General features: G+C 70.2%; 18 protein-coding genes. 6 read left to right on the forward strand and 12 right to left on the reverse strand.

The window, feature by feature from the left end; genetic code table 11:
- Window positions 1-300: 300 nt before the first annotated feature.
- The 4 genes from FOZ76_RS04740 to FOZ76_RS04755 form a co-directional block, all read right to left on the reverse strand.
- Complete coding sequence (locus tag FOZ76_RS04740) at window positions 301-1,077, reverse strand: ferredoxin--NADP reductase (protein WP_143946977.1); 777 nt, start codon at window positions 1,075-1,077, stop codon at window positions 301-303.
- Window positions 1,078-1,236: 159 nt separating this feature from the next.
- Window positions 1,237-2,085 (reverse strand): TatD family hydrolase, encoded by an 849-nt coding sequence (locus tag FOZ76_RS04745; protein ID WP_143946978.1) that lies wholly within the window; start codon window positions 2,083-2,085, stop codon window positions 1,237-1,239.
- A 39-nt stretch (window positions 2,086-2,124) separates the two neighbouring features.
- Complete coding sequence (lolD, locus tag FOZ76_RS04750; protein ID WP_143946979.1) at window positions 2,125-2,802, reverse strand: lipoprotein-releasing ABC transporter ATP-binding protein LolD; 678 nt, start codon at window positions 2,800-2,802, stop codon at window positions 2,125-2,127.
- Window positions 2,795-4,081, reverse strand: coding sequence for a lipoprotein-releasing ABC transporter permease subunit (locus tag FOZ76_RS04755; protein WP_143946980.1), 1,287 nt, complete (start codon window positions 4,079-4,081; stop codon window positions 2,795-2,797). The genes lolD and FOZ76_RS04755 overlap by 8 nt, the downstream gene beginning before the upstream one ends.
- A 112-nt stretch (window positions 4,082-4,193) precedes the next feature.
- Here FOZ76_RS04755 and FOZ76_RS04760 point away from each other — a divergent pair, with 112 nt between their 5' ends.
- From FOZ76_RS04760 to recJ, 3 genes are all read left to right on the forward strand, one after another.
- Window positions 4,194-4,544 (forward strand): hypothetical protein, encoded by a 351-nt coding sequence (locus FOZ76_RS04760; RefSeq protein ID WP_143946981.1) that lies wholly within the window; start codon window positions 4,194-4,196, stop codon window positions 4,542-4,544.
- Between the two features lie 152 nt (window positions 4,545-4,696).
- Window positions 4,697-5,680, forward strand: coding sequence for a hypothetical protein (locus FOZ76_RS04765; RefSeq protein ID WP_143946982.1), 984 nt, complete (start codon window positions 4,697-4,699; stop codon window positions 5,678-5,680).
- A 23-nt stretch (window positions 5,681-5,703) separates the two neighbouring features.
- Window positions 5,704-7,410 (forward strand): single-stranded-DNA-specific exonuclease RecJ, encoded by a 1,707-nt coding sequence (gene recJ / locus FOZ76_RS04770; RefSeq protein ID WP_143946983.1) that lies wholly within the window; start codon window positions 5,704-5,706, stop codon window positions 7,408-7,410.
- 46 nt (window positions 7,411-7,456) lie between these two features.
- Here recJ and FOZ76_RS04775 read toward each other — a convergent pair whose 3' ends face one another.
- The gene (locus tag FOZ76_RS04775) at window positions 7,457-8,173 is read right to left on the reverse strand and encodes a glutamine amidotransferase (RefSeq protein WP_170235296.1); all 717 of its coding nucleotides are present in this window, start codon (window positions 8,171-8,173) and stop codon (window positions 7,457-7,459) included.
- Between the two features lie 193 nt (window positions 8,174-8,366).
- Between FOZ76_RS04775 and prfB the strand changes: the two genes are divergently transcribed.
- The 3 genes from prfB (at window position 8,367) to lysS (ending at window position 11,765) form a co-directional block, all read left to right on the forward strand.
- Window positions 8,367-9,471 (forward strand): peptide chain release factor 2 gene (gene prfB, locus FOZ76_RS04780; RefSeq protein WP_143946985.1). Its coding sequence is split into 2 segments (ribosomal slippage): window positions 8,367-8,447 and window positions 8,449-9,471, totalling 1,104 coding nucleotides; the frame shifts between segments, so codons are not numbered across the junction.
- A 4-nt stretch (window positions 9,472-9,475) separates the two neighbouring features.
- Window positions 9,476-10,225, forward strand: a complete 750-nt coding sequence (locus FOZ76_RS04785) for an SDR family oxidoreductase (protein WP_143946986.1) — start codon at window positions 9,476-9,478, stop codon at window positions 10,223-10,225.
- Window positions 10,226-10,244: 19 nt separating this feature from the next.
- On the forward strand, window positions 10,245-11,765 hold the full coding sequence (gene lysS, locus FOZ76_RS04790; protein WP_143946987.1) for a lysine--tRNA ligase: 1,521 nt from the start codon (window positions 10,245-10,247) through the stop codon (window positions 11,763-11,765).
- Here lysS and FOZ76_RS04795 read toward each other — a convergent pair.
- The 7 genes from FOZ76_RS04795 to FOZ76_RS04825 all read right to left on the reverse strand — a co-directional run bounded on the left by FOZ76_RS04795 (window position 11,731) and on the right by FOZ76_RS04825 (window position 19,613).
- The gene (locus FOZ76_RS04795; protein WP_143946988.1) at window positions 11,731-12,639 is read right to left on the reverse strand and encodes a class I SAM-dependent methyltransferase; all 909 of its coding nucleotides are present in this window, start codon (window positions 12,637-12,639) and stop codon (window positions 11,731-11,733) included. The two genes, lysS and FOZ76_RS04795, sit on opposite strands and share 35 nt — an antisense overlap.
- Window positions 12,640-12,746: 107 nt before the next feature.
- Window positions 12,747-13,616, reverse strand: a complete 870-nt coding sequence (locus tag FOZ76_RS04800; RefSeq protein ID WP_143946989.1) for an IclR family transcriptional regulator — start codon at window positions 13,614-13,616, stop codon at window positions 12,747-12,749.
- A gap of 9 nt (window positions 13,617-13,625) precedes the next feature.
- Entirely contained in the window at window positions 13,626-14,630 is a 1,005-nt protein-coding gene (locus FOZ76_RS04805; RefSeq protein ID WP_143946990.1) for a tripartite tricarboxylate transporter substrate binding protein, read from the reverse strand.
- Between the two features lie 37 nt (window positions 14,631-14,667).
- Entirely contained in the window at window positions 14,668-15,894 is a 1,227-nt protein-coding gene (locus FOZ76_RS04810; RefSeq protein ID WP_143946991.1) for a CaiB/BaiF CoA transferase family protein, read from the reverse strand.
- A gap of 9 nt (window positions 15,895-15,903) precedes the next feature.
- A complete protein-coding gene (locus FOZ76_RS04815) occupies window positions 15,904-17,463 on the reverse strand; it encodes an acyl-CoA carboxylase subunit beta (protein ID WP_143946992.1) in 1,560 nt (519 codons plus the stop codon).
- A 135-nt stretch (window positions 17,464-17,598) separates the two neighbouring features.
- Window positions 17,599-18,426 (reverse strand): HpcH/HpaI aldolase/citrate lyase family protein, encoded by an 828-nt coding sequence (locus FOZ76_RS04820; RefSeq protein WP_143946993.1) that lies wholly within the window; start codon window positions 18,424-18,426, stop codon window positions 17,599-17,601.
- Window positions 18,423-19,613 (reverse strand): CaiB/BaiF CoA transferase family protein, encoded by a 1,191-nt coding sequence (locus tag FOZ76_RS04825; RefSeq protein WP_143946994.1) that lies wholly within the window; start codon window positions 19,611-19,613, stop codon window positions 18,423-18,425. The genes FOZ76_RS04820 and FOZ76_RS04825 overlap by 4 nt, the downstream gene beginning before the upstream one ends.
- Window positions 19,614-19,642 lie beyond the last annotated feature (29 nt).

Here is a 19,642-nt window from a genome sequence, read left to right on the forward strand (position 1 = left end):
TGGTGCGGCCGCGCATACAAGACTACGCGCAATTCGCCCGCTTGTCCGCGTGGCCGTGCACATCGGCCGCGCGCGCGTCCTCTGCTGCCGCCTGCCGGACGGGAGCGCGCGCGCCATGTCGGCAGCCGGGGGGCGAGAGAATCGGGCGGCGGGCAACGCAGCGAACTTCAGACGCTCGTGCGTTTTCTTGGCATACGCCCCAGGCGGGGGCGACGCGAGCGTGTGTCTGCGACAGGACGCGACTGCGAGAGCCAGGGCACCGTGGTCCGAGCCACCGGCCCTGCCCTGCAAGAGGAGGGGTTACTTCTCGACGAAGGCGCGCTCGACGACGTAGTCGCCCGGCTGGCCGGTGCCCGGGGAGACCTTGAAGCCCAGGCCGTCGAGCATGGCGCCGACGTCGGCCAGCATGTGCGGGCTGCCGCAGAGCATGGCGCGGTCGGTCTCGGGATTGAGCTGCGGCAGGCCGATGTCCCGGCACAGCTTGCCGGATTCGATGAGATCGGTGATGCGTCCGCGATTGCGGAATTCCTCGCGCGTCACGGTCGGGTAGTAGACGAGCTTGTCGCGCACCAGTTCGCCGAAGAACTCGTTGTCGGGCAATTCGCTGCTGAGAAAGTCGGCATAGGCGAGTTCGCTCACCCAGCGCACGCCGTGCACCAGGATGACCTTCTCGAAGCGCTCGTAGGTGCCGGGGTCCTTGACGATGCTCATGAAGGGGGCCAGGCCGGTGCCGGTGCCGAACAGGAACAGGTTCTTCCCCGGATTCAGGTCGTCCACGACCAGCGTGCCCACCGGCTTGCGACTGACGAGGATGGAATCGCCCTCCTTCAGGTGCTGCAGGCGCGAGGTGAGCGGGCCGTTCTGGACCTTGATGCTCAGGAACTCCAGGTTCTCCTCGTAGTTGGCGCTGGCGATGCTGTAGGCACGCATCAACGGCTTGCCCTCGACCTCCAGGCCGATCATCACGAAGTGACCGTTGTGAAAGCGCAGCGCCGGGTCGCGCGTGGTCTTGAAACTGAACAGCGTATCGTTCCAGTGATGCACGCTCAGGACACGCTCGGTATTGAAAGCAGCCATCTTAATAACTAGAGGAAATAAGCAAACAGTTGAGAATTATGAGCATATAACGTGCTGCACCGCAACGATACACGATCCCGCAGGGACGGACCAAGGCGCGGAGCGTTGTATCGATATAACCGGTGGAAATATCGGCGCGCCCCATAGCCTGCACGCGCGTTATGTGCCGACCGAGGTGCTCGCGCTGCCCGCGCCGTCCGCCAGATCGGGGTGCGCCGCCAGCCGCGGCAGGTGCCGCAAGGCGGTCGCGCCGGTCGCAGCCACGACCTCGTCCACCGGATCGCCGCGCAGCTCGGCCAGCGCGCGCGCCACGCCGGCCACCTCGGCCGGGGCATTGCGCGTGTTCGGCGGATGCAGCCAGGCCGGCGGGATGTCCGGCGCATCGGTCTCCAGCACCAAGTGTTCCAGCCCCACCCGCGCCGCGTGCCGGCGGATCTGCAGCGAGCGCGGATAGGTCATGGCGCCGCCCACGCCCAAGGCCAGGCCCTGGGCGATGAAGCGGTCGGCCTGCTGCTCGCTGCCGTTGAACGCGTGCGCGAAACCGCCGCGCACCGGAATCCGGCGCAGATGCTTGTGGACCAGGTCCTGCGAGCGGCGCACGTGCACCAGCACCGGCAGGTCGAACTCGGCGGCGATGCGCAACTGCTCGGCGAAGAAGCGTTCCTGCCGCTGCAGTTCGACGCCGCTGGCGATCTCCTTGACGAACAGATCCAGCCCGATCTCGCCGACGGCGACGAAACGCGGGTCGGCCAGCGCTTGCTGCACCGCCTGGCGCAGGGCGTCGATCGCCTCGTCCGGCGTGCGCGACACCAGCAGCGGATGGATCCCCAGCGCATACGCGCCGCCCGGCATGCCGTGCGCAAGCTCGCGCACGGCAGCGTAGTTGGACGGCGCAATCGCCGGAAGCACCACCGCGCGCACCCCGGCGCACCGGCTCGCGGCGATGACCTGGGCGCGGTCGTCGTCGAACTCGGCGGCATCCAGGTGGCAATGCGTGTCGATGAGCAACGTGGAACTCTCCTGCGGTGGCGCCGCGCAGCGGCTGCCTCAACCGTCCAGGCGGCCTTCGTGCATGGCGAGCTGGCGATCGGCCTGGGCCGCAAGCTCGGTGTCGTGGGTCACGATCACGAAGGCCGTACCCAGGGTGCGGTTGACCTCGCGCAACAGGCCGAACACGTCGCGTGCGGTATGCCGGTCGAGGTTGCCGGTAGGCTCGTCGGCCAGCACGCAGGCCGGACGCGTGACCAGCGCCCGCGCGAGGGCGACCCGCTGGCGCTCGCCTCCCGAGAGTTGCCCCGGCGCGTGCAGCACGCGTTCGGCCAGCCCCACCTTGCCCAGCAACTCGCGCGCCTGTTCGCGCGCCGCGGCGCGCTCCATGCGGCGGATGATGAGCGGCATGGCGACATTGTCGAGCGCGGTGAACTCCGGCAGCAGGTGGTGGAACTGGTAGACGAAACCGAGATGGCGGTTGCGCAACTGGGCACGCTCGCGCTCGGAGATGCCGGCGGTCGCCCGCCCGACCAGCTCGACCGAGCCGGAGCTCGGCGCATCGAGCAGGCCCAGCAGATGCAGCAGCGTGCTCTTGCCGGAGCCGGATGCGCCCACGATGGCCACCATCTCGCCGGTCGGCACGCTCAGGCTCGCGCCGCGCAGCACCTCCACCGTCGCGCCGCCCTCAGTGTAGCGCTTGGTCAGCTCGCGCGCCCGCAACACGGTGTCAGTCATGGCGCAGCACCTCCGCGGGTTGCAGGCGCGAGGCGCGCCAGCTCGGATACAGCGTGGCGAGCAGCGACAGCGCCAGCGCGGTCGCCGCCACCGCGACGATGTCGTCGGCGCGCGGGTCGGACGGCAACTGAGTGATGAAATAGATCTGCTGAGGCAGGAATTCCACGTTGAAGACCCGCTCGATGAAAGGCACGATCACGTCGATGTTGTAGGCCACCAGCATGCCGCCGGCCACGCCGAGCACCGTGCCGATGAGGCCGATCAGGGCGCCCTGCACGATGAAGATGCGGGCGATGGCGCCGGGCGGCGCGCCCAGCGTGCGCAGGATCGCGATGTCCGACTGCTTGTCGTTGACCGCCATGACCAGCGAGGAGAGCAGGTTGAACGCGGCCACCGCCACGATCAGGCCGAGGATGATGAACATCATGCGCTTCTCGGTCTGCACCGCGGCGAACCAGGTGCGATTGTTCTGCGACCAGTCCGACAACCGCAGGCCGGGCGGAAACGTCGGGGCGAGTTCGGCGACCACGCGCGGCGCCTGCATCATGTCGGCGATGTGCAGCCGCACCCCGGCGCGCGCGCCGTCGCGAAACAGCGTCGCCGCGTCCTGCACGTTGACGAAGGCGAGCGAGGAGTCGTATTCGTAGTGCCCCGAGGAGAAGATCCCGGCGACGGTGAACTGGCGCATGCGCGGCGAGAAGCCGGCCGGGCTCATCGTGCCCTGCGGCGCCATCAGCAGCACCTGGTCGCCGATCGACAGGCTGCGCACCATGCCGTCCGGGCCGACGCTGCCCATGGCCTGCGCCAGCGCAGCGCCGATCACTACCTCGTAGCTGCCCGGCTGCAGCGCGTCGATGGCGCCGGCGATCATCTGGTCGGCCACCTCGGAGACGCCACGCTCGGCCTGCGGATCGATGCCGTTGACCTGCACACCGCGCAGCGTCTGCTCGCGCGCGAGCATGGCCTGCGCCGACACGTAGGGAGCGCCCGCGCGCACCTGCGGATGGCGCGCGGCGATCTGCGCCAGTTGCTCCCAGTTGGCGAGCGCCGTGGTGCCGGGGCCGTAGATCTCGATGTGCGGCAGCACCGAGAGCATGCGGTCGCGCACGTCCTTCTGAAAACCGTTCATCACCGACATGACGATGATGAGCGCGGCCACGCCCAGCGCAATGCCGACCATCGACGATGCGGAGATGAAAGAAAGGAACCGGTCCCGCCGGCGCCCGCCGCCAGCTCGCGTGTAGCGCCAGCCGATCCAGAGTTCATAGAGTTTTTTCACGAGCGCGATTATGGCAGAGCGGCGTGGAGCGACGCCCGTGCGCGGCGTAACAATTTCGCGCCGCGCGGGACATCGATACACCCGGGTATCATCTGTCGGCTCTCAGCCGCCTATGACGCCGACACGCCTTCTGGCACGCCCCCTCCTCTGCTGCCTTGCCGCCGCGCTCAGCGCGTGCGGCGTGCCGCCGGCCGCGCCGCGCGCGCCCGAGCCCATCGTGATCCTGCCCTGGGTGCTGCAGGAGCCGGCCTACATCGCCGCGGCCGCCAGCAAGCTCGCCTACCTCAAGGAAGTCTCGCCCGACGCCTACGCGCAGATCCGCCGCGTCGAGGCGTTCTACCGCACGCAGCCGCCGTTGCAGCAGCTCTCCGCGCGCGAGCGGCTCGCCGTGGCAGTGCATGTCTACGAAGTGGCGCACGGCCTGATCGTACCGACCCACCCCTCGCAATACCTGCTGCCCTGAACCTTCGGATCGAGCCCGGGATGATCGACCCGGGCGACCGTGTGCGTTCGGCCGGGCGTGGCGCAGACAAGACGCACCGTCTTGCCCGGCTGCCGAAGCGGGCGGTGCGACGCGGCACGTGGCGTGCGCGCGCCGGCTTACAATCCAGAGCCATGATTCTGGTCCTTCCGGGCGCTTTGCCGCCCGCCGCCGCGGCCGCCGAGATCGCTCGCCGCCTGCCCGAGACATCGCCCACCCTCGCCCACTGGCTGTCGCTGGCCGCCGCCGAGGTCCGCGAACTGCCGCTCGCCGAGTACGCCTGCACGCCGCTGCAGGCGTGGCTGCTCGAGCGCGCGGGCTACGTACCGCCGGACGGCGCCCCCCTGGGCGCGGGCTGGTCGGTGATCGAGGCCGGCGCCGCCAGCTCGCACGACGCCGGTCAGCCGATCTGGCTCGCCGATCTTGCCCACCTGCATGTCAGCCAGCAGGGCGTGACGCTGCTGGACCCGGCAGCGCTGCGCCTTACCGACGAGGACGCCGGCCGCCTCATCGAAATCGCCCAGCCCCTGCTGAGCGAGGTCGGCATCGCCGCGCGGCTGGTCGGTCCGGCGCGCCTGCGCGTAGTCCTGCCCGCCGGCGTCGCGCCCTACGCTCCCACCCCCCAGGCGGCCACCGGCCGCGAAGTGCAGACCTGGTGGTCGCTCGACCCGGCCTCGCGCCCCTGGCGCCGCGTGCTCAACCTGGTGCAGATGGCCTGGCACGACGATCCGGCGAACGCCGCGCGCGCGCAGGCCGGCTTGCCACCCGTCAACAGCCTGTGGCTCTTCGGCGGCGGACGAGCGGCCGATTTCGCCTCGCCCGAGCGAATGACCCAGGCCGACGGCCCGCCGCCGACCGCACCGGTGATCGACGCGCGCCTGGAAGCGCCGGCCGCGGCCGGCGACTGGCTGCGCTGGCTGCAGGAACTGGCCCGCCTGGACCAGGAGCGGCTCGCCCCGCTGGCCGCGCGGCTGCAGGCGCGCGGCGCCCGGCCCCTGCGCCTGGTGCTGACCGGTGAATCCCGCCTGGCGACGCTGGATATCTCGCCCGTCCAGGGCTGGCGCCGCCTGCTGCGGCCACGCCGGCACGATTGGCACGCCTGGTACACCGCCCGCTGACCCCTTTATCCGGAGTTTCCGTCTTGCCCTCGCCCCGCCTCGTCGCCCGTTCCGCCCGACCCGATGCCGCACAGGCTCTGCTGCGTGCCGGCGTGCACCCGCTGCTCGCCCGCCTGTGGGCGGCGCGCGGGGTCGCCGACGCGAGCACCCTCCAGGCCGACTGGCGCGCCATGCTGCCGCCCAACCAGCTCACGCAGTGCGAGCAGGCGGCCAGCCTGCTCGCCGACGCCATCGAGCGGCGGGCGCGCATGCTGGTGGTGGCCGACTACGACTGCGACGGCGCGACTGCCTGCGCGGTCGCCGTGCGGGCGCTGCGCGCCATGGGCGCCGTGGTCGATTACCTGGTGCCCAACCGCTTCGAGACCGGCTACGGGCTGTCGCCGGCCGTGGTCGATCTGGCCACCGTCCACCCCTCGGGCAAGCCCGATCTGATCGTCACCGTGGACAACGGGATCGCCAGCGTGGACGGCGTGGCCGCCGCGCGGCAGGCGGGCATCGAGGTGCTGGTGACCGATCACCACCTGCCGGGCGACGTCCTGCCGGATGCGCTGGCCATCGTGAACCCGAACCAGCCGGGCTGCGGCTTTCCGTCCAAGAACCTGGCCGGCGTGGGCGTGATCTTCTATTTGATGCTCGGCCTGCGCGCCGAGCTGCGCCGCCGCGGCGTGTACGCCGCCGACGGCGGGCCGCGGCTGAACGCCCTGGTCGATCTGGTCGCCCTCGGCACCGTGGCCGACGTGGTGCGCCTGGACGCCAACAACCGCCTGCTGGTGGCCCAGGGGCTCGCCCGCATGCGCAACGGCTGGATGCAGGTCGGGCTGCGCGCCCTGTTCGCCGTCGCCGCGCGCGAGCCGCGCCATGCCACGGCGTTCGACCTGGGCTTTGCGGTCGGGCCGCGCATCAATGCCGCCGGCCGGCTCGCCGACATGAGCCTGGGCATCCGCTGCCTCATCACCGACGACGAAGCCGAGGCGCTCGAACTCGCGCGCCAGCTCGATGCGATCAATCGCGAGCGCCGCGATATCGAGACCACCATGCGCGAACAGGCGCTCGCCGCCTGCGAAAGCATCGATGCCCAGGCGCGCGCCAGCCTGTGCGTGTACGACGCGGGCTGGCACCAGGGCGTGGTCGGCCTGGTGGCCTCGCGGCTCAAGGAGAAGTTCTGGTGTCCGACCCTGGCCTTCGCGCCGGCCGGCGACGGCGAGCTGCGCGGCTCGGGCCGTTCCATCCCGGACGTCCATCTGCGCGACGTGCTGGATCTGGTCGCCAAGCGCCACCCGAACCTGATTCCCAAGTTCGGCGGCCACGCCATGGCGGCCGGGCTGACCCTCGCCGAGGCAGACCTGCCCGTCTTCATGCCCGCCTTCGACGCCGCCGTGCGCGAGCTTTCCGGCCGCGACCGCTTCGAGCCGCTGCTCGAGACCGACGGCTCGCTCGAATCGGGCTACGCCAACGTCGACGTAGCGCACATGCTGAATCGCGAAGTCTGGGGCTCGGGCTTTCCCGCGCCCGTGTTCGCCGACGTGTTCACCGTGCGCCACCAGCGCCTGGTCGGCCAGAAGCACATGAAGCTCGCGCTCGAGCGCGGCCACCAGCGCTTCGATGCGATCTGGTTCGGCCATGCCGACCCGCTGCCCGACACCATCCACGCCGCCTACCGGCTCGAGTCCAATACCTGGAACGGCATGATCTCGGTGCAGCTCGTGCTGGAACACGCCGAGGCGGCCTGAACGCGCCCGGGGTGCCGCGCGCCGCGCACAACGACGCAGGCGGCCGTCAGCGCGCCGCGTAGGTCCGCAGGAAGTGGGTGAGCACCGAGTTGCTCGCCTGCGCCTCGCGCACGCCATCGAGCAGAGCCGGCACGTCGGCGCCCTCGCCCGCGAGCAGATCGCGCAACTGTTCGATGTAGGTTCGCATCACACCGGCGGTGAACTCGGGATGGAACTGCACGCCGACCGCGCGCGGGCCCATGCGCACGATCTGGTGCGCGTCGTGCGCGTTGGCCGCGAGCACGATGGCGCCGGGCGGGATTTCGAGCACCGACTGCTCGTGGATGAAGTGCGCCGGAAAGGCGCTTTCCATGCCGGCGAGCAGCGGATCGTCGGTGGCGGCATCGGCCAGGCCGACCCAGCGCGTGCCGCTCTCCCGGCCGCGCGGGTTGTAGTCGACGCGCCCGCCCAGGGCATCGGCCATCAACTGGTGGCCGTAGCAGATCCCGAGCAGCGGCAGTTCCACATCCATCGCATCGCGTATCCAGCCGGCCGATTCGACGCTCCAGGGCAGCCGGTCGGTGACGTTGGCCGGCGAGCCGGTGATGATCGCCGCCCGATATGCGCCCGGCGCACGCGGGCGCTCGCCCGCATAGACCTTGACGATGTCCACCGACTGCGGGGACAGCCCCGCCACCTCGCACACCATCGCGTCGAAACCGCCATGGCGCTCGCTGACCGCGCGCGGGGGATTGCCGGTCTGAAGGATGAGAATGGGCTGCATGGCGAGGACTCTGGATGGCGTCGATGCAAAAGACGCAATTTTAGGATCATATGAGGCGCAGGTGGCGTGCCCGCTTTGCGCTCGCACCGGTCGGGCCCGGTCGGGATGACCGCGGCCACAGGCTAAAATGGCGAGTTGATCCCGAATCTCGAATCGGTGCCTGTGCGCTGCAGGCACCCCGCAAGGAGTTGTCATGGAAGCAGAACGCCAGAACCAGATCGCCGCCCGTCTCGAGGATTACCTGGCGCGCGAACGTTCCCTGCGGAGCTATCTTTGACTACGCTGGCAAGTCGGAACGGCTGCAAGTCGTCAATGCCGAACTCGAAGACCCCAACGTCTGGAACGATCCCAAGCACGCGCAGGACCTCGGCCGCGAAAAGAAGGCCCTGGAGGATGTCGTCGTCACGCTGAGCGAACTCGGCCAGGGCCTGGCCGACGCGCAGGAGCTCTTCGAGCTGGCCGCGGGCGATGACGACGAGGCCACCCTCGAAGCCATCGAGCAGGATGCCGACGGCTTCCAGGAACGCCTGGAGGCGCTCGAATTCCGCCGCATGTTCTCCAACCCGGCCGACCCGCTCAATTGCTTTCTCGACATCCAGGCCGGCGCGGGCGGCACCGAGGCCCAGGACTGGGCCTCGATGCTGCTGCGCCAGTACCTCAGGTACTGCGAGCGCAAGGGCTTCAAGACCGAGGTGATGGAAGAATCCGAAGGCGAAATCGCAGGGATCAAGTCGGCCACCATCAAGGTCGAGGGCGAATACGCCTACGGCTACCTGCGCAGCGAGACCGGTGTGCACCGCCTGGTGCGCAAGAGCCCCTTCGATTCGGCCGGCGGGCGCCACACCTCGTTCGCGAGTGTGTTCGCCTACCCCGAGGTGGACGACTCGATCGAGATCGACGTCAACCCGGCCGATCTGCGGATCGACACCTATCGCGCCAGCGGCGCCGGCGGCCAGCACATCAACAAGACCGATTCGGCGGTGCGCATCACGCACATTCCGTCCGGCATCGTGGTGCAATGCCAGAACGACCGTTCGCAGCATCGCAACCGCGCCGAAGCGATGCAGATGCTGCGCTCCAAGCTCTACGAGCAGGAGATGCGCACGCGCATGGCCGAGCAGCAGAAGCTGGAGGACGCCAAGACCGACGTGGGCTGGGGCCACCAGATCCGCTCCTACGTGCTGGACCAGAGCCGCATCAAGGACCTGCGCACCAACGTCGAGATCTCGAACACCCAGAAGGTCCTGGACGGCGACCTCGACCCGTTCATCCAGGCCAGCCTGAAGCAAGGGGTATGACACCATGACCCATACGGTGGCGATCATCACCGGCGCTTCGCGCGGTCTCGGCGCCGCGCTTGCCTTCGGCCTCGCGCGCGAAGGCACCCACCTGATCACGTTCGCACGCAATCTGCACCCCGAGCTGGCTCGCCACGCGCTGGCGCAGGGCTGCCAGCTCGAGGAGCACACGGTCGATCTGTCGCACCCCATGGCCATGCAGGCCGCCGCGGCCCGCATGGCGATCGCCATGCCGCGCAACGCCCAGCGCTACCTGCTCATCAACAACGCCGGCACGCTGGGGCCGGTGGGCCCGGCCGGCCTGCAGCCGGCCGAGCAGATCGCCGCGGCGTTCAACGTCAACGTGACGGCGGCGATGGTCCTGACCGGGCACTTCCTGCAGGCCACCGAGGGGCTCACGGCCAACCGGCGCATCCTGCACATTTCCTCCGGCGCGGCGCGCCGCCCCACCGCCAGTTGGAGCGTGTACTGCGCCTCCAAGGCAGCGCTCGACATGCACGCGCGCACCGTGAAGCTCGAACAGGGCCCGCACGGCGCGCGCATCGTCTCGCTCGCTCCGGGCGTGATCGACACGCCCATGCAGGCCGGCATCCGCGCCACGCCGTCCCAGGATTTCCCCGACCTTGCGCGCTTTCAGGCCCTGCACGACGAAGGCAAGCTCGCCACGCCCGAGGCCACGGCCGCGCGTGTCCTTGCCTACCTGGAGCGCGACGACTTCGGCGCCACCGAAGTCGACGACATCCGCCACTACTGATTCCTCACTGCGCAACACCATGACCGACCCCACCGCGCCGTCTCCCGCCCTCGATGAGAACCGCCTGATCGCAGAGCGCCGCGGCAAACTCGCCAAGCTGCGCGAGAACGGCAGCGCCTATCCCAACGATTTCACGCCCAGCGCCCGCGCCGCCGCGCTGCACGCGGAGTACGACGACCTGGCCCAGGAGGCGCTCGAAGCGGCCGCCGTGCCGGCCAGCGTCGCCGGCCGCATGATGCTCAAGCGCGTGATGGGCAAGGCAAGCTTCGCCACGCTGCAGGACAGCACCGGCCGCATCCAGATCTACCTGGATCGCGGCACGCTGGGCGAGGAGCCCTACGCGGCCTTCAAGCAGTGGGACATCGGCGACATCATCGCGGTCGAAGGCACCGTCTTCAAGACCAACAAGGGCGAACTCTCGGTCAAGGCGACGAGCGTGCGCCTGCTCGCCAAGTCGCTGCGCCCGCTGCCCGACAAGTTCCACGGCGTGGCCGACACCGAGCTGCGCTATCGCCAGCGCTACGTCGACCTCATCATGACCGAGGATACGCGCCGCACCTTCGAGGCGCGCAGCAAGGCCATCGCGAGCGTACGCCGCCACATGACCGACGCCGGCTTCCTGGAAGTCGAGACGCCGATGCTGCACCCGATTCCGGGCGGCGCCGCGGCCAAGCCCTTCGCCACGCACCACAACGCGCTCGACATGCAGATGTTCCTGCGTATCGCGCCCGAGCTCTATCTAAAGCGCCTGATCGTCGGCGGCTTCGAGCGCGTCTTCGAGATCAACCGCAGCTTTCGCAACGAAGGGGTGAGCCCGCGCCACAACCCCGAGTTCACGATGATGGAGTTCTACGCCGCCTACGTGGACTACCGCTGGCTGATGGACTTCACCGAGCATCTCATCCGCCAGGCGGCCATCGACGCCACCGGCAGCGCCCGGTTGACCTATCAGGGACGGCCGCTGGACCTCGGCCAGCCGTTTGCGCGCCTCACCATCTGCGAAGCCATCCTCAAGTACGCGCCCGAGTTCACCCAGGCGCAGCTCGACGATGCCGAGTTCGTGCGCAGCGAGCTGCGCCGCCGCGGCGCGGACATCGACGGCCCCACCCTGGCCAAGGCCGGCCTGGGCGCGCTGCAGCTTGCGCTCTTCGAGGAGACCGCCGAGGCGCAGCTCTGGGAGCCGACCTTCATCATCGACTACCCGGTGGAGGTCTCCCCGCTCGCGCGCGCCTCGGACACGGTGCCCGGCATCACCGAGCGCTTCGAGCTGTTCATCGTGGGCCGCGAACTGGCCAACGGCTTCTCCGAGCTGAACGACCCGGAAGACCAGGCCGAGCGCTTCAAGGCCCAGGTCGCCGCCAAGGACGCCGGCGACGAGGAAGCCATGTACTACGACGCCGACTACGTGCGCGCGCTCGAGTACGGCATGCCGCCCACCGGCGGCTGCGGCATCGGCCTGGACCGCCTGGTCATGCTGCTCACCGACAACCCGAGCATCCGCGACGTCATCCTGTTCCCGCACCTGCGGCCGGAAGACTGACTCGGGACGGCCCGACCTCCAGACCCACCCGATACACGCCGTAGAACGGCACCTCGTACCACGCGCGGAACATCGGCTCGACCACGCTGTACGGCGGGCCGTAGTCCGCCAGCAGCGACGCCACGTCATCCAGGCGCAAACGCGCATGCGCCGCCGTCACGTCGGCCTGCCGCCGCGGGCCCCAGGTGAATTCGGCGCCCGTGCGCCGCATCGACGCCAGCCAGTGGGCGTGTCCGGTCGAGAGCCAGCACATGGCGTCGAAGACGAGGATCGAGCCATCCGGCGCATACTCGCCGAAGGCCGCGAGCACCGCGGACACCTGGGCCGGCTGCAGATACATCAGCACGCCTTCGAGAAAGAGGCAGAGCGCGTCCCCGCCCCCCTCGGCCAGGCCCAGCGCCTGCCACCAGTCGGGCGCCGTGAGGTCGACCTCGGCCATCCGGTGCCGGGCGTTGAGCACGGGCAGCAGACGGCGGCGGATCGCCAGCACCTCGGGCAGGTCGGCGTCCAGCATGCGGGCGCGGCCGTTGTCCAGCCATTGGAAGTACTGCGACAGGCCGCAGCCCAGGTTCACGACCAGGGCGTCGGGCCGCTGCGCCAGGAAGGCTTGCGCGGTGGCCCGAAAGGCGTGCGTGCGCTTGAGTATGCCGTAGACCATGATGCGGTCGCGCACCCAGGCACGGCCATCGTCGCCCATGCCGGCCAGGGCCTGGGCCGCATAGCGGTCGGCCACCGACAGACGTGGGAAGATGCGCGCGCCCAGGGCGCGCGCGGCCAGGGGAATGCGCAGCGTCGAAGGCACCGCCGACAGTTCGGTCGAGACGTAGGGCGGCCGTGCCGCGCGTTCGCCGATTCCGTTCTCCCGCTCGCGCATGCCGGCCCCGTTGCGTGACGCGCGCCGCGACAGCGGCACGCCTGCACAAAATGTACGGCATCGCGCAGACGGCGTCACGCTCCTCGGCGGGGGCGTTCGGCCATGCCTCAAGCCTCCTCGTTCGGTGCTTGCGTCGCGCCGGCGCTGGCCACGCTGCCCGCCTCGACCAGCGCCATCTCGACGCACGCGACCATGCTGCGCAGCCTTGGCCCGATGTCGCTCTCCAACTGGCCGGGGTCGAGCCGAAACGCCGGAACACCGCAGTTGAACGCGTAGGCGACGCCGTCCGGCGCGTGCCGTAGCGCCACGCCGACTGCCCGTGATTCCTTGGCCAGGCCGGGCTCGGACACGCAATAGCCTACCTTTCCGTACTGCACCAGCGCCAGCCGGATGCGCTCGGCCAGCTCGGCCCACTGCTCGGGATAGTGCGCGGCCATCTCGCGCAGGAGCATGGCCCGCTCGATCTCGCTCAGGCCGGCCAGATGGGCCCGGCCCATGGCGGTGCGCGCCAGCGGCACGCGCGAGCCGATGCCCACCACGACCGGGATGCGCGCCGTCGAGCAGGCGCAGCTCTCGACGTAGAGCATGCCCATGCCGTGGCGCACGCCGAGCGAAACCACGCCGCGCACCTGGTTTGCCAGCTCCTGCATGTAGGGCCGGGCGATGCGGCGTACGGCGAGATTGGCCAGCATGGGAAATGTCGTCACCAGCAGCGCCGTACCGAGCGCGTACTTGTTCCGCTTGGGCGCATAGCTCAGGTAGCCGAGCCGGCCCAGCGTATAGGTAAAGCGCGACACGGCGGTGCGCGACAAGCCGCTGCGCTCGGCCAGCTCATTGTTGCCCAGCCAGCGCTCGCCGGGGCGAAAGCACCGCAGCAAGGCCAGGCCCCGCGCGAGCGTGCGCACGAACCGAGGGTCGCCGTCCTCGATGAGTTCGGTCGCGTCGCGGTAGCTCAGTTCCCGCCGTCGATTCGCCATCGGGCCCCCTCACGGTTCGACCAGGCCGAGATCGGCCAGGATGGCCCGTGTGCCGTCGAATTCGCGGGCAAGATAGTCGCGCACCTCGCCGGGGCCGATGTAGTCGCCGCGCCACTGGTTGCGCTGCAGCACATCCTCCCACGCCGGGGTCTGCACGACCTGGCGCAGCAGCCCGTCCCAGAACGCCACCTGCTGCGGCGTCATGCCGCGCGGCCCGAGAATACCCTGGGCGGACACGGATACGGCATCGACCCCCTGCTCGCGCCATGTCGGTATGCTGGCCAGCTCGCCCTGCAAGCGCTGCGGCGAACTCACGGCGAGCACGCGGATCGCGCCCGCCTGGAGCGGGCCCAGCAAGTTGGGCGTGGTGGCGGCGACGATGTCCAGGTGCCCGCCGATCAGCGCCGTCATCGACTCGGCCGACGACTTGTAGGGCACGATGGTGAGCTTGCCGATGTCCACCCCCGCGGCCTTGAGCGGCTTGGCGATGCCGACGTGGATGTGGTTGCCGATCGAAGTCGCCACACCGATGTTCAGCGCAGCCGGGTTCTCGCGCATCGCCTTGAGCAGCGCGTCCAGCGTCTGGTAAGGCGACTTCGCACTGACCACCACCGCCACGTACTCGTCGAACAGCTTGGCGATCGGCGTGTAGTCGCGATAATCGCGGTCGACGACGCCCAGGATCTGGTTGTTGAGCAGCGAACTCGTGAGCGTCATGAGGTAGTTGCCGTCCCCCGGGTGCTGCTCGAGCACGTTCAAGGCGATCACGCCCGCCCCGCCGGGGCGGTTGGTGACGATCATGGCAGGCACCTTGCCCGTCTGCTGGGCCAGTTGCGCCAGCGTGCGCGCCGCGGCGTCGAGCGCCGCGCCGGGGCCGGCCGGGACCACGAACTCCACATGGCCGGGCTGCCAGCTCGACGCGGCGGGCGATGCTGCCCAGCCCGCGCCGGGCGCGGCCATACCGGTGGCGATCGCCGCGGCGGCGAGCGCGGCACGGAATCCAGCTTGCGTCATGGTGTTTCCCCCCTGTTGTCCGGTGGGCGCGCCCGCGTCAGCGCAGGCCGACGATCACCCCTTGGTCCTGCAGGCGGTCGAGTTCGTCCTCGGTCAGCCGCAGCATCTCGCGCAGCACGGCGCGCGTGTCCGCGCCCACCGCCCCGCCCAGATGGCGCACGCCGCCCGGCGTCGCCGACAGTTTGGGCACCACCCCGGCCACCGTGACGTCGCCCAGGGTCTCGTGCGGCAGCGACAGCAGCATGTCGCGGGCGCGATAGTGCGGGTCGGCGAAGATGTCGGCAATGGTGTAGATGCGCGCCACCGGCACGCCCGCGTCAAGCAGTTGCGTTTCGATCTCGGCCGCGGTGCGGGTGCGGGTCCAGTCGCCCACGCGCGCGTTGAGCTCGGCCACGCGCGCCGCGCGGGCGCGCTGGGTGGCGTAGCGCGGGTCCTGCGCGAGCCCGGCATCGCCCATGGCGGCGGCCAGGCGCTGGAAGATCGCATCGTTGTTGGCGGCGATCAGCACGTACTCGCCGTCGGACGTGGGATAGAGGCTGTTGGGTGCCGTCGACGGCAGGTTGGGCCCGACCCGTCCGGGCACCTTGCCCAGGCGCGCGAACGCCGGCACGTGCGGCTCCATCATGCTGAACGCCGCTTCGTACAGCGCCGCGTCGACCACCTGCCCCTGGCCCGTGCGCTCGCGGTGCAGCAGCGCCATCATCGCGCCGAACGCCGCATATACCGCCGTGTGCTCGTCGGTCACGGCCAGCGCGACCCGCGCCGGCGGGCGGTCCGGGTCGCCCGTCATGTGGCGCACGCCGCCCACCGCCTCGCAGGTCACGCCGTAGCCCGGGCGCGTGGCATACGGCCCGGTCTGCCCGTAGCCGCTGATGCGCACCATCACCAGCCCCGGGTTGCGCGCGGCCAGTTGCCCGTAGTCCAGCCCCATGCGCTCGAGCGTGCCGGGCCGGAAGTTCTCGACCACCACGTCGCAGCCGGCCGCGAGCTCGCGCACCAGCGCCCGGCCCTCGTCGGTGCGCAGGTCGATCGAGACCAGGCGCTTGTTGCGCAGGATGGTCAGCCCGTAGAGCGACACGTCGCCGTCGTGGCTGCCCATGTTGCGCACCGGGTCGCCTTCGGGCGGCTCGATCTTGATCACCTCGGCACCGAAGTCGGCGAGCAACCGGGTGCACGCCGGGCCGGCGATCGTCGAGCACAGTTCGAGCACGCGATAGCCGGCGAGCGGCCCCGTCCCACCCTGGGCTGCGGGTCTGGGTTGCATGCTGCCTCCTCAGCGCATGCCGCGCTGGCGCGGGCCGAGCTGGGTACGCACGAGCTCGTAGGCATCCTCGACCCAGTCGCACAGCAGGGCGCGGGTCTCGGACGGCCGGATGATGTCGACGATGCCGAAGCGCTCGGCGGTGCGAAACGGCGAGGCGAGCTTGCGGTAGTACGCCTCGAGTTCGGTGCGGCGCGCGAGCGGATCGGCCGCCGCTTCGATGTCGCGCCGGTACGCCGCGGCCACCCCGCCTTCGATCGGGATTGAGCCCCATTGCGCCGACGGCCAGGCGTAACGGTGATTGAGCGACTGGCCGCTCTCGCCGTACTTGGGGCCGTGCAGGCCGCCGCCCACGCCGAACGCGCGCCGCACCACGATGGAGATCCACGGCACGGCCGCCTGCTCGATCGCGCCCGCCGCGCGGTAGGCGAGCGGCACGGTGCCGGCCGCCTCGGCCTCGGGGCCGATCATCAGGCCGGGCTGGTCCACGAAATTGACCACCGGCAGGTGAAAGGTATCGCACAGGTCGACGAAGCGCTCGGTCTTCAGCGCCGCCTGATGCGTCATGGCGCCTCCCATCACCGTCGGGTCGTTCGCCATCACGCCGACCGGATGCCCGGCGAGCCGGGCCAGGCAAGTGACGGTGGAACCGCCGAAGCGGCGCGACATCTCGAAGACCGAGCCGCGATCGAACACCCGATCCAGGATCTCGCGCACCTTGTAGGTCTGGCGCCGGTTCTCGGGCACCAGCTCGTCCAGGGCGGCATCCGCGCGCGCCGGATCGTCCTCGGCCGGCAGCACGGGCGGCAGGTGCCAGACGTTGCGCGGCAGATACGACAGGAAGCGCCGGACGGCGGCGAAAGCCTCGGCTTCGTCGCCGGCGACCAGGCTCACCGTGCCCGCGCGGGCGGCGACCGCGGCGCCGCCCAGGGCCTCCTTGTCGAGCTTGAGGTTCAATCCCTGCAGCACCACCGGCGGGCCGGCCGCGAACACCTGCGACACGCCCTGCACCAGGACGGAAAAGTGCGCCGCGCTCACCTTGACCGCGCCCAGCCCGGCGCACGCGCCGAGCGCGACGCCCACCACCGGCACCGTGGACAGCAGCGGGATGACGGGCCAGCCCGAATAGCCCGGGATCTTGGTGGCCTGCTGCTGCTCGAGCAGCCGAACGCTGCCGCCGGCCGTGTCGACCAGGCGCACGAGCGGCATGCGGTACTGGTGCGCCATGCGCTCGGCGTACACCCATTTGTCGGCAACGCTGGATTCGCTGGAGCCGGCGGCTATCGTGTAATCGTCCGCCGACACCATCACCTTGCGCGCATCGAGCCGTCCGCTGCCGATGACCGCATTGCTGGGCGTGAAGCCGACCGGATCGCCCTGGGCGTCGTAGCGGCCCTTGCCCGTCGTCAGGCCGAACTCGCGAAAGCTGCCCGGATCGAGCAGCGCGTCGATACGTTCACGAACCGTCAGTTTGCCCTGGCCGTGCTGCCGGGCCACGCCCTCGGCGCCGCCCATCTCGCGCGCCGCGGCGCGCCGCCGATCCAGCTCGGCGTATGCTGCCTCCCACGCCATCTCGTCCTCGCCTCTTCGTGCAGGTCTGCACCGATTCTAGGCAAAGCGACGGCGCGCGCCGAGCGCCGGGCCGCAATTTCCGACAGGCGAAAATTGCCGGCGCCGCAGCGCCTGGCGGCGGGGGACGCGGGCGTACTACGCCGCGCGCTGCACAATGCGCCGGGCGCGCGCGATCACGGGCGCGTCCACCATGGCTCCGTCGAGCTGGAAAGCGCCCAGGCCGGTGCGTTCGGCTTCGGCGATGACGCGGCGCGCCCAGGCAACCTCCTCTTCGGAAGGCGCGGTGGCCGATTGCACGACGGGCACCTGCTTGGGATGGATGCACAGCATGCCGCCCATGCCCAGGCCCATGGCGTGGCGCGCGCTGGCGCGCAGTCCCTCGGGATCGTCGATCGCGGTGTAGACGCCGTCCAGCGGCGCGGCGATACCGGCGAGCCGGCTCGCCAGCACCATGCGGCAACGCACGTGGTCCAGCATCACGGCATGGCTGGACAGCGCGGCGTCGAGCCCGGCGTCGACCCCGAAGTCCAGGGTGCCGAACACCAGGCGCTCGACCCCGGGCGTGGCGGCGATCTCGTCCAGGCGGGCCACCCCGCCCACGGTTTCCACCAGCGCCCAGACCGCCTTGCCGCCTTCGGCGGCGTGCGCGGCCTCGGCCGCGCTCTCGGCCTTGGCGAGCATGATGCCGGCGACATTCGGATGGGCATTGCACAGGGCGAGGTCGGTTTCGTGCTCGGCGGTGCCTGCCGCATTCACGCGCACCACCACGCGGATCTCGGCATGCTCGGCGAGAAAGGCGCCCAGCGCGTTGCGCGCGCTCTCCTTGGCGATGGCCTCGACCGCGTCCTCGAGGTCCACGATCACGGCATCGGGCCCGGCCGCGAGCGCCTTGGCGATGCGTTCCGTGCGCGTGGCGGGCACGAACAGCGGCGCGTAGCCGCCTTGCGAGGTCGTGCTGCTCATACGGCCCCCGCTGCGCGCAGTTCAGCCACCGCGGCGGTGTCCAGACCGAGTTCGGCGAGGATGCCGTCGGTGTGTTCGCCCAAAGCGGGCACGGCGCCCATGGCGTGTTCGTAACTGCTGTTGGTGGCCGGCGGGATCAGCGCGGGCAAAGTGCCCGCCGGGCTGCCGATCTCGCGCCAGCGTTCGCGCGCCTTCAACTGCCCGTGCTCCCACACGTCCTTCATCTCGTTCACGCTGGCGTTGGCGATGCGCGCCTCTTCCAGCCGCTCGATGATCTGCGGCACGCTCAGCCCGGCGAAGCTGGCGACGATGCGCTCTCGCAGCGCGGCCCGGTTCTGCACCCGCCGCGAATTGGAGGCGAACCGCTCGTCCTGCGCCAGCGCCGGCTCCTGCAGCACGCGTTCGCAGAACACCGCCCATTCCCGCTCGTTCTGCAGGCCGAGCATGACGGTGCCGCCGTCGCCGGCGGGGAACGGACCATAGGGATAGATCGTGGCGTGGGCGGCGCCGGCGCGCACGGGCGGGGCCGCGCCCTCGAAGGCGTAGTACATGGGAAAGCCCATCCACTCGACCATGCTTTCGAGCATGGACACGTCGATGCGGCTGCCCTTGCCGGTGCGCCCGCGCTGCAGCAAGGCCGCGAGGATGCTGGAATAGGCGTACATGCCGGCCGAGATGTCGGCGATCGAGCAGCCCGCCTTGGCGCGCTCCTCGGCCGTGCCCGTCACCGAGAGAAAACCGCTCTCGCTCTGGATGAGCAGGTCGTAGGCCTTCTTGTCCTGGTAGGGGCCGCCCTCGCCGTAGCCCGAAATGTCGCACACGATCAGGCTGGGCAGCCGTTCGTGCAGGGCCTCGAACGACAGGCCCATACGCGCGGCCGCGCCCGGCGCAAGGTTCTGCACCAGCACGTCCGCCTCGTCGAGCAGCCTGTCGAGCACGGCCCGTGCGCCGGGCTGCTTCAGGTCCAGCGTCAGGCTTTCCTTGGAGCGGTTGGTCCAGACGAAATGCGAGGACAAACCGCGCACGCGCTCGTCGTAGCCGCGGGCGAAGTCGCCGGCGCTGGGACGCTCGACCTTGATGACGCGCGCCCCCTGGTCGGCGAGCTGGCGCGTGCAGAAAGGCGCGGCGATCGCGTGTTCGAGGCTGATGACGGTGATCCCTTCGAGCGGACGCGTCGGATTGGACATGGTGATGAACCTCAGGATGACATTCGGAA

The sequence above is a fragment of the Verticiella sediminum genome, assembly GCF_007558815.1.
Taxonomy (GTDB): domain Bacteria; phylum Pseudomonadota; class Gammaproteobacteria; order Burkholderiales; family Burkholderiaceae_B; genus Verticiella; species Verticiella sediminum.

Bases quoted from the DNA above. Each gene is read 5' to 3' on its own strand.
- FOZ76_RS04810 (WP_143946991.1), bottom strand. From the start codon at position 15,894: ATGCAACCCAGACCCGCAGCCCAGGGTGGGACGGGGCCGCTCGCCGGC.
- FOZ76_RS04800 (WP_143946989.1), bottom strand. From the start codon at position 13,616: ATGGCGAATCGACGGCGGGAACTGAGCTACCGCGACGCGACCGAACTC.
- FOZ76_RS04765 (WP_143946982.1), top strand. From the start codon at position 4,697: ATGATTCTGGTCCTTCCGGGCGCTTTGCCGCCCGCCGCCGCGGCCGCC.
- FOZ76_RS04815 (WP_143946992.1), bottom strand. From the start codon at position 17,463: ATGGCGTGGGAGGCAGCATACGCCGAGCTGGATCGGCGGCGCGCCGCG.
- FOZ76_RS04820 (WP_143946993.1), bottom strand. From the start codon at position 18,426: ATGAGCAGCACGACCTCGCAAGGCGGCTACGCGCCGCTGTTCGTGCCC.
- FOZ76_RS04795 (WP_143946988.1), bottom strand. From the start codon at position 12,639: ATGCGCGAGCGGGAGAACGGAATCGGCGAACGCGCGGCACGGCCGCCC.
- FOZ76_RS04775 (WP_170235296.1), bottom strand. From the start codon at position 8,173: ATGCAGCCCATTCTCATCCTTCAGACCGGCAATCCCCCGCGCGCGGTC.
- FOZ76_RS04805 (WP_143946990.1), bottom strand. From the start codon at position 14,630: ATGACGCAAGCTGGATTCCGTGCCGCGCTCGCCGCCGCGGCGATCGCC.
- FOZ76_RS04785 (WP_143946986.1), top strand. From the start codon at position 9,476: ATGACCCATACGGTGGCGATCATCACCGGCGCTTCGCGCGGTCTCGGC.
- FOZ76_RS04740 (WP_143946977.1), bottom strand. From the start codon at position 1,077: ATGGCTGCTTTCAATACCGAGCGTGTCCTGAGCGTGCATCACTGGAAC.
- FOZ76_RS04825 (WP_143946994.1), bottom strand. From the start codon at position 19,613: ATGTCCAATCCGACGCGTCCGCTCGAAGGGATCACCGTCATCAGCCTC.
- lolD (WP_143946979.1), bottom strand. From the start codon at position 2,802: ATGACTGACACCGTGTTGCGGGCGCGCGAGCTGACCAAGCGCTACACT.
- lysS (WP_143946987.1), top strand. From the start codon at position 10,245: ATGACCGACCCCACCGCGCCGTCTCCCGCCCTCGATGAGAACCGCCTG.
- FOZ76_RS04760 (WP_143946981.1), top strand. From the start codon at position 4,194: ATGACGCCGACACGCCTTCTGGCACGCCCCCTCCTCTGCTGCCTTGCC.